This window comes from Archangium violaceum Cb vi76 (genome assembly GCF_000733295.1).
Taxonomy (GTDB): domain Bacteria; phylum Myxococcota; class Myxococcia; order Myxococcales; family Myxococcaceae; genus Archangium; species Archangium violaceum.
The window spans coordinates 60,862-68,302 of sequence record NZ_JPMI01000177.1; the positions used below are offsets into that span (position 1 = coordinate 60,862).

A 7,441-nucleotide genomic window follows, 5' to 3' on the forward strand; every position below is an offset into this window, starting at 1 on the left:
TTTCCCCCCTCACCCGCCGTCCCCACGAACATGACGCACCGACTCCCCACGCGGTTTCCGCTCCTGCTGCTGCTCACGCTGACGGCCCTGACCGGCTGCCCCAAACCCCCGACACCCACTCCGGAGCAGAACTACTCCGACGTGCAGTTCGACGTGACGGTGCCGCCCGAGACCCCCGTGAACGCCACGCTCCTGCTCTCGGGCGAGGACGCGGCGTTCAAGGGCCCCTCCGGGCAGGGACTGGAGCTCGTCTATCAGGGCGGCAACACCTTCACCGTCAAGGCACGGATGCCCAAGAACCAGCTGCTCGTCTACACCATCCGGATGACCGCGCCGTCCGAGCAGACGGCGATCGACATGCTGGGCAACGCGATGCCCGCGAGGAGGCTCGAGGCGCGCGAGAACGAGGAGAACGTGAGCTTCAACGTGGAGCGCTGGGGCCAGCCGAGCAGTGGCCTCCAGCCGCGGACCGTCTTCGTGGTCGCGGTGCCAGCGACGACTCCCCCGGACGATGACATCTACCTGGCCGGAAACCATGAGCTGCTGGGCGGCTGGAACCCGGCGGGCGTGAAGCTCTACAAGGCGATGAACAGCAGCTACGCCATCGAGCTCGCCTTCCCGCCGGAGACGTCGCTCGAGTACAAGGTGACGCGCGGCGATTGGGGGAAGGTGGAGAAGACGGCCACGGGCGCCGAGCTCCCCACCAACCGCTTCCACAAGACGGGGAGCGGATTCCAGCGCGTCTCGCTCTCGGTGGGGTCGTGGGCGGACTTCAGCGCGCCTCCCGAAGGGGAGCTCACCGGGAAGATCGAATACCTGCGCGACGTGACGCCCACCCACACGCTGCTGAAGAAGCGCGACGTCATCATCTGGCTGCCGCCGGACTACGACACGAACACCGAGCGCCGCTACCCGGTGCTGTACATGCACGACGGGCAGAACCTGATGGACGCGACCACGGCCTTCGCCGGGGAGTGGGGCGTGGACGAGACGGCCCATGAGCTCGTTGGCGCCGGGAAGGTGGACGCGCTCATCATCGTGGGCATCTACAACACCTCGGACCGGGGCCCCGAGTACACGCAGGTCCCCGATGACCGCTACCCCGAGGTGGACGGCGCCAACGGCGGCAGGGCGGACGCGTACGGCCAGTTCATCGTCAACGAGCTCAAGCCGATGATCGACGGCAAGTACCGCACGAAGCCCGAGGCGGAGTACACGGGCCTGGCCGGCTCGTCCCTGGGCGGCCTGGTGACCATGTACCTGGGCATGAAGCACCCGGACACGTTCACCCGCCTGGGCGTCATCTCTCCGTCGGTGTTCTGGGGGAACAACGACATCGTCACGAAGGTGGAGGCGCTGTCCGGGAAGCCGCCGCTGCGCATCTGGGTGGACATCGGCACCGAGGAGGGCAGCAGCAGCCAGGAGACGGTGGAGGACACGCGGCTGCTGCGCGACGCCCTGGAGAACAAGGGCTGGGTGCTCGACGGCGACCTCAAGTACACCGAGGTGGAGGAAGGCAGGCACAACGAGGCGTCCTGGGCGGCGCGCTTCGGCAACGTGCTCGAGTACCTGTTCCCCCCGCCTGCTCCCTGAGTTGACTGACGGACAGAAGGCGGCTCCCCCCCGAGGGGAGCCCCACCCACCCCGGTGGAAGGGGGAGGGGGGCGCCTCTGGTAACATCCGGCTCCGCTGATTGCGCCGTTCACGCGTTGCGCGGGGGGTCGCTGGCAGTGCCCATCAACACACTGGCTCGCCGCATCCCGGTGCTGCTCGCGGTGGCCGCCCCATTCCTCGTCTGCTGGCTCTTCATCGACGCGTACGTCCTGCCCGCCCACCTCGAGCCGTACGTGCTGCGCCTGAACGGGACATGGAAGCTCCAGGAAGGCGACGGGGTGGGGTGGGCGGACCCCGCGTATGACGACTCGGGGTGGGGGGAGATCCGCTTTCCCGGGGGCTACTCCGCGCAGGGGTACCGGGCCAACCGGGCCTGGGCGCGCAAGCGGTTCGAGCTGCCTGCCTCGCTGCACGGCGAACCCCTGCTCCTCACGCTGGGCGGAATGCGGAGCAGCCGTGTGACGCTCTTCGTGAACGGACACGAGGTGGGCCGGACGGACGAGTCCATCCGGGGACTCAAGGGCGAGGTGGATGGGCTGGAGGCCTGGAGGGTGGACAGCCGGGAGTTGCATCCGGGCTCCAATGTCATCGCCCTCCACTTCGAGTGGACGCTCCCCGGAAGCGATGGCGTGGTGGACGCGCGCATGCTGCTCGGGACGCGGGAGCGGCTGCTGCCGTACTACCTGCGCGCGAGCGACATCCGTCAGTTCTTCCAGAACGGAGCGCTCGCCCTCTTCGCGTTCATGCTGGTGCTGCTGGGCATGTTCACGCGCCGGGAGACCGATTCCTCCCGGCGGGCCCTGCAGCGCTCCACCTTCTTCGTGATCGCCGCGGCGGCGCTCTATCTGGGCACCCGCATCGGGCTGCTGCCCCTGAGACAGTCCTCGCCCCTCACCTTCACGATGATCTCCGTCACGGTGGTGGGCATCGTCTGGTCGATGGTGGAGTTCTCCCAGCACTATTGCCTCGGGCACCTCACCCGTGGCGGGAAGGTCCACCGGGCCGTCTGCGGGGTGTTCGCGGGCGCCTTCCTCGGGGTGCAGGCACTCGGCCCGCTCGCCGGGCTCACGATGCTCTACCGGCTCTTCGCCCTCTACATCTTCATGATCGTGCTGTACGTGACGGTGCTGACGGTGGCCACCCTTCATCGCCGCGAGCGCGCGGCGGATCGGGTGTTCGCGGCGGTCATCTTCTGCATGCTCGTCGCTGGCGTGGTGGATCTACTCACCGATCTCTATGTGTGGCAGGCGCCGCGCCTCTTCGCGCTGGCGATGATCAACCTGGGGCTGTGCGCGGGGATGCTGCTCATCGCGGACTTCATCCAGCTCAGCTACGTCAACGAGACGCTCTCGGCGCACCTGACGCGGACGAACGCGGAGCTCGCGGTGGCGCTGGCGCGCGCGGAGGACGCCGCCCGGCTCAAGAGCGCGTTGCTGACGGAGCGGCTGGCCTCGGTGAGCACCCTGGCCACCGGGGTGGCGCATGAGATCAACAATCCCATGGCCTACGTGACGGCGAATCTGGCGTTCCTCGCGAGGCAGTTGCCGGAGCTGGCGCGCTCGGCGGAAGACCCTCGCGCCGTGAGTGGAGATCTGACCGAGCTGGGACAGGTGGCCGAGGAGAGCCTGGAAGGGGCACGGCGGGTCAACCAGGTCGTCAAGGAGTTGAGGCTCTTCGCTCGCGGCGGTGGCGGCGACGAGCGGCTGGAAGCGGTCGACGTGCGCGCCGTGGCGAGACGCTCCTTGAACCTGGCGCTGCACGAGCTGGAGCAACGCGCGCGGATCATCCAGGAGCTGGAGGAGGTGCCCCCGGTGCTCGGCAGCGATTCCCAGCTCGGTCAGGTGTGTCTCAACCTGCTGCTCAACGCCGGGCAGGCGATGACGAAGGAAGACACGGCCCGGAACGAGCTCACCCTGCGCACGCGCCGGCGCGAGGATGGCTGGGTGATGCTGGAGGTCTCGGACACGGGCCGCGGGATTCCACCGGAGGAGCAACGCAGACTCTTCGATCCCTTCTTCACCACGAAGCCGGCGGGCGAGGGGATGGGAATGGGGCTCTCCATCTGCCATGGAATCGTCAAGCGGATGGGAGGGGAGATCCAGGTGGAGAGCGCGGTGGGGAAGGGGAGTGTGTTCCGGGTCGTCCTGCCGCCGCACGCCGCCTGAGCGTCACCCCGTACACCGCCCCCTCCTCTCCCTCTCCCTCCGGGAGAGGGTCGGGGTGAGGGTTCCAGTCCCCGTCCTCCCCACCGTGAATCACCCGGGCTCGAGGCGCTCGGCGAGGGGAGGCTCCATGAGGGAGGCGACCTCGGGCGAATAACCCCCAGGCCCCGAGCCATGGGCGATGAGCGGAGGACGCACGGCGAGCCCGCGCTGCCTGTCGCGCACCGCGTGCACGAGGAAACGGGTAGCGGGGGCCTCCACGCGCGCATGAACGAAGCGCAGGGCCACCGGGTACAGCTTCGCGGCCGTGAGCAGTCCAAGCACCTCGGCCACGCGGGCCGCCGGGTACACGAGGCTCACCCGTCCGCCGGGAGCCAGCGCGTGCCGGGCCGCGGCCACCACCGAGGGTGCATCACACGCCAGCTCCTGCTTGGACAGGGCGCGCTCCTCATCCGGGCTGCGCACGCCGGCATTCACCGGACGGAAGGGCGGGTTGGACACCACGTGCGCATACGCTCCCGGGGCGAACAGCGAGCGGGCCTCGCGCAGATCTCCGAGCAACGGCCGGACCCGTCCCTCACAGTCATTGAGGGCCACGGCGCGCACCAGGCGCGCATGCACCTCGGGCTGAAGCTCCAGCGCGTCCACCGGCCCGAGGCCGAACTGGCGCACCAGCAGGAAGGACACCACACCACTGCCCGCGCCGAGCTCCAGCAACGGGCCTCCGGCCTCCCCGCCCTCGGTGGCGGCGAAGGCGGCGAGCAGCACGGCATCCAGCGTGAAGCGGTAACCACTCCGGCGCTGCAACAGCTTCACGCCCGCGGTGCCAATGGAGTCGAGCGTCTCGTCAGTGTCGGACAAAGGACCCTCACTCTAGCGAGCTGTTCATGAGCGTGGGGAAGACGCGTTTTTCCACCGGGCCGGGGTTGGCGGCCTGGAAGGAATGCACAGCGTGCGAGCCCCATGAGGCACGTCTCCCTTCCTGTCGTACTCCTGGCCCTGGCGTCCAGCGGCTGCGGCGCGGACCCGGAGCCGTGTATCAGCGGCTGCCCCGACATCTCCGGGATGTACTCCGTGAAAACCGCGACCCCGATGGGGCAGTGCCCCTTCAGACCCTATCTGCTCGCGCCCACCGTGCAACTGCAACAGATGGATGACGGGCGGAGGGCCATGTTCCACGTCATCGATCCGTCCACGGGGCTCGAGCTGCCACTGGTGGGGGACGTCTACGCCCGCGGGCGGAAGGAGGGGCCAGAGGTGCTCGGCTCGTTCCTGATCGACTCGGTCGTGGTGCGCTCCACCAGCGCCTCGGACGGGGGGACGCGGGTGCTGGAGCTGAGCGCCTCGGGCTCGGTGTCCCTTCGCCAGGGCCGCCGCGTGCTGACGGCGACCCTGAACACGATCGACATCACAAATGAGTCCAGCCCGGACAGGGGCTGTGTTAACACGCTCTCCATCACTGGAGAAGGAGACTGAACCGTGGCCAACGAGGCGCCTGCACCTGAGTCCAGTCATGGCCCCAGGCGCCGGAGACCCTCGGCCTTCACCTGGCTCAGCCTGGGGTTGAGCGCGATCCTCGGGGTGGCGATCGGCATCGGGAGCTTCACCTTCGCCTACGCGAAGGGGGCCTCGTACATGACGGACGATCCCACCGCGTGCGCCAACTGCCATGTGATGCAGGACCAGTATTCGGAGTGGACCAACTCCAGTCACCACACCGTGGCCGTGTGCAACGACTGCCACACGCCGCCGGGCTTCGTGGGCAAGTACCTGTCCAAGGCGCGCAATGGCTGGCACCACTCGGTGGCCTTCACCGCGGGGGGCTTCCACGAGCCCATTCAGATCACCCCGCACAACCGCGCCATCACCGAGCAGCGCTGCCGCTCGTGCCACCAGCCCATCGTCCAGGCCATCGACGCGCACGCGGCCTCCACGCGGGACGAGCGGGACGATGGCTCCATCTCCTGCATCCGCTGTCACAACGACGTCGGACACGGACCCTGACCCCCACCCCTCCTCACGGAACCGCACTGTATGGAAGCTTCGCGTACCCGCCGCCGAATGATGCTGCTGCTCGCCGCGATGGTGCTCGCCGCGGGCGCCGCCGTAGGGGCCGCCGCGCTGGCGGTGAACATCATGGAGCGCAAGCAGGAAGCCCGGAATCCCTTCTACCGCGTCGTCGAGCTCACCGACGACACGGTGGACCCGGCCATCTGGGGCAAGAACTTCCCGCTCCAGTACGACGACTACCAGCGCACGGTGGACATGACGCGCACGAAGTACGGCGGCAGTGACGGCGTGCCGCGCGCGCCCACGGCCACGGATCCGCGCACGGTGACGGCGCAGTCCCGCTTGGAGGAGGACCCCCGGCTGAAGACGTTCTGGGCGGGCTATGCCTTCGCGGTGGACTTCCGCGAGGAGCGCGGCCACGCGTACATGCTGGAGGACCAGACCCTCACCGAGCGGCAGCAGGTGACGAAGCAGCCGGGCACGTGCATGCACTGCCACGCGTCCGTGTACGTCCCGTACAAGAAATTGGGAGAGGGAGACCTCATCAAGGGCTTCGAGAAGATGAACCAGATGCCCTACATGGAGGCGCGCAAGCGGGTGGAGCACCCGGTGGCGTGCATCGACTGCCATGACTCTCAGACGATGCAGCTGCGGGTGACGCGGCCGGGCTTCCTGGAGGGCATCCGCGCGCTGAAGGCGAGCCAGGGCATCCAGAACTACGACGTGAACACGCAGGCGACGCGGCAGGAGATGCGCACGTACGTGTGCGGGCAGTGCCACGTGGAGTACTACTTCAAGGGCCCGGAGAAGCGGCTGACATACCCGTGGGCCAACGGCATCAAGATCGAGAACATCCTCACGTACTACACGGAGAACCCGCACAAGGACTGGACGCACGCGGAGACGGGAGCACCGGTGCTGAAGGCGCAGCACCCCGAGTTCGAGATGTACAACCAGGGCATCCACGCGCGCTCGGGCGTGTCGTGCTCGGACTGCCACATGCCCTACAAGCGGGAGGGGGCGCTGAAGATCAGCGACCACCACGTGCGCAGCCCGCTGTTGAACGTGAACCGGGCCTGCCAGACATGCCACAACTGGCCGGAGGCGGAGCTGACGCAGCGCGTGACGACCATCCAGGACCGCACCTTCGAGCTGCGCAACCGGGCGCTGGACGCGGTGGTGGCGTTGATAGGGGACATGAAGGCGGCGAGGGGAGCGGGGAAGACGGACGCGGACCTGAAGACGGCGATGGAGCTGCAGCGGCGGGCGCAGTTCATGGTGGACTTCGTGGAGGCGGAGAACTCGATGGGCTTCCACGCGCCGGAGGAAGCGGCGCGCATCCTGGGCATCGCCATGGACCTGGCGAGGCAGGGGCAGCTGGCGGTGAGGCAGCCGGACTACACGCCGAGCCTCTTCCCGAGCACGACTCCCTCGGTGAAACCCACGGAGCGAGAGGTGACCCCAGCGCCCGGGAGCGCGGCGGGAGGGACGGGAAGCGGCAGCCCGGGTGGGAGCGGCGGCACCAGCCACTGAGGAGCGCGAAAGCTCCCCCGGCACGAGCTCCTACCCGCCCGAGCCTCCCTCCCGAGCCCCCTTCCCGAGCCCCCCTTCCCGAGCCCCCCTTCCCCCACCCCGAGCGACCTCCCCTCTCCCCC

6 protein-coding genes are annotated in these 7,441 nt (G+C 68.6%); 5 read left to right on the forward strand and 1 reads right to left on the reverse strand.

Going from position 1 to position 7,441, the window contains the following annotated elements:
* Window positions 1-30: 30 nt before the first annotated feature.
* Together Q664_RS25875 and Q664_RS52655 are read left to right on the forward strand one after the other, a co-directional pair.
* The gene (locus Q664_RS25875; protein WP_043401175.1) at window positions 31-1,593 is read left to right on the forward strand and encodes an alpha/beta hydrolase-fold protein; all 1,563 of its coding nucleotides are present in this window, start codon (window positions 31-33) and stop codon (window positions 1,591-1,593) included.
* Window positions 1,594-1,730: 137 nt separating this feature from the next.
* Window positions 1,731-3,779, forward strand: coding sequence for an ATP-binding protein (locus Q664_RS52655; RefSeq protein ID WP_052518674.1), 2,049 nt, complete (start codon window positions 1,731-1,733; stop codon window positions 3,777-3,779).
* Window positions 3,780-3,869: 90 nt separating this feature from the next.
* Here Q664_RS52655 and Q664_RS25885 read toward each other — a convergent pair whose 3' ends face one another.
* Window positions 3,870-4,637 carry a tRNA1(Val) (adenine(37)-N6)-methyltransferase gene (locus Q664_RS25885; RefSeq protein ID WP_043401178.1) on the reverse strand — a complete coding sequence of 256 codons (768 nt, stop codon included), beginning with the start codon at window positions 4,635-4,637 and terminating at the stop codon, window positions 3,870-3,872.
* Window positions 4,638-4,850: 213 nt separating this feature from the next.
* Between Q664_RS25885 and Q664_RS25890 the strand changes: the two genes are divergently transcribed.
* Genes Q664_RS25890 through Q664_RS25900 form a run of 3 tightly spaced genes read left to right on the forward strand, consistent with a single transcriptional unit; the run spans window position 4,851 to window position 7,319 of the window.
* Window positions 4,851-5,252: a hypothetical protein gene (locus Q664_RS25890; protein ID WP_152622335.1), complete on the forward strand. Its 402-nt coding sequence runs from the start codon at window positions 4,851-4,853 to the stop codon at window positions 5,250-5,252.
* 3 nt (window positions 5,253-5,255) lie between these two features.
* The gene (nrfH, locus tag Q664_RS25895) at window positions 5,256-5,780 is read left to right on the forward strand and encodes a cytochrome c nitrite reductase small subunit (RefSeq protein WP_084610379.1); all 525 of its coding nucleotides are present in this window, start codon (window positions 5,256-5,258) and stop codon (window positions 5,778-5,780) included.
* A 57-nt stretch (window positions 5,781-5,837) separates the two neighbouring features.
* A complete protein-coding gene (locus Q664_RS25900) occupies window positions 5,838-7,319 on the forward strand; it encodes an ammonia-forming cytochrome c nitrite reductase subunit c552 (protein ID WP_235216875.1) in 1,482 nt (493 codons plus the stop codon).
* The last annotated feature ends 122 nt before the right edge of the window (window positions 7,320-7,441 follow it).

Bases quoted from the DNA above. Each gene is read 5' to 3' on its own strand.
- Q664_RS25900 (WP_235216875.1), top strand. From the start codon at position 5,838: ATGATGCTGCTGCTCGCCGCGATGGTGCTCGCCGCGGGCGCCGCCGTA.
- Q664_RS25875 (WP_043401175.1), top strand. From the start codon at position 31: ATGACGCACCGACTCCCCACGCGGTTTCCGCTCCTGCTGCTGCTCACG.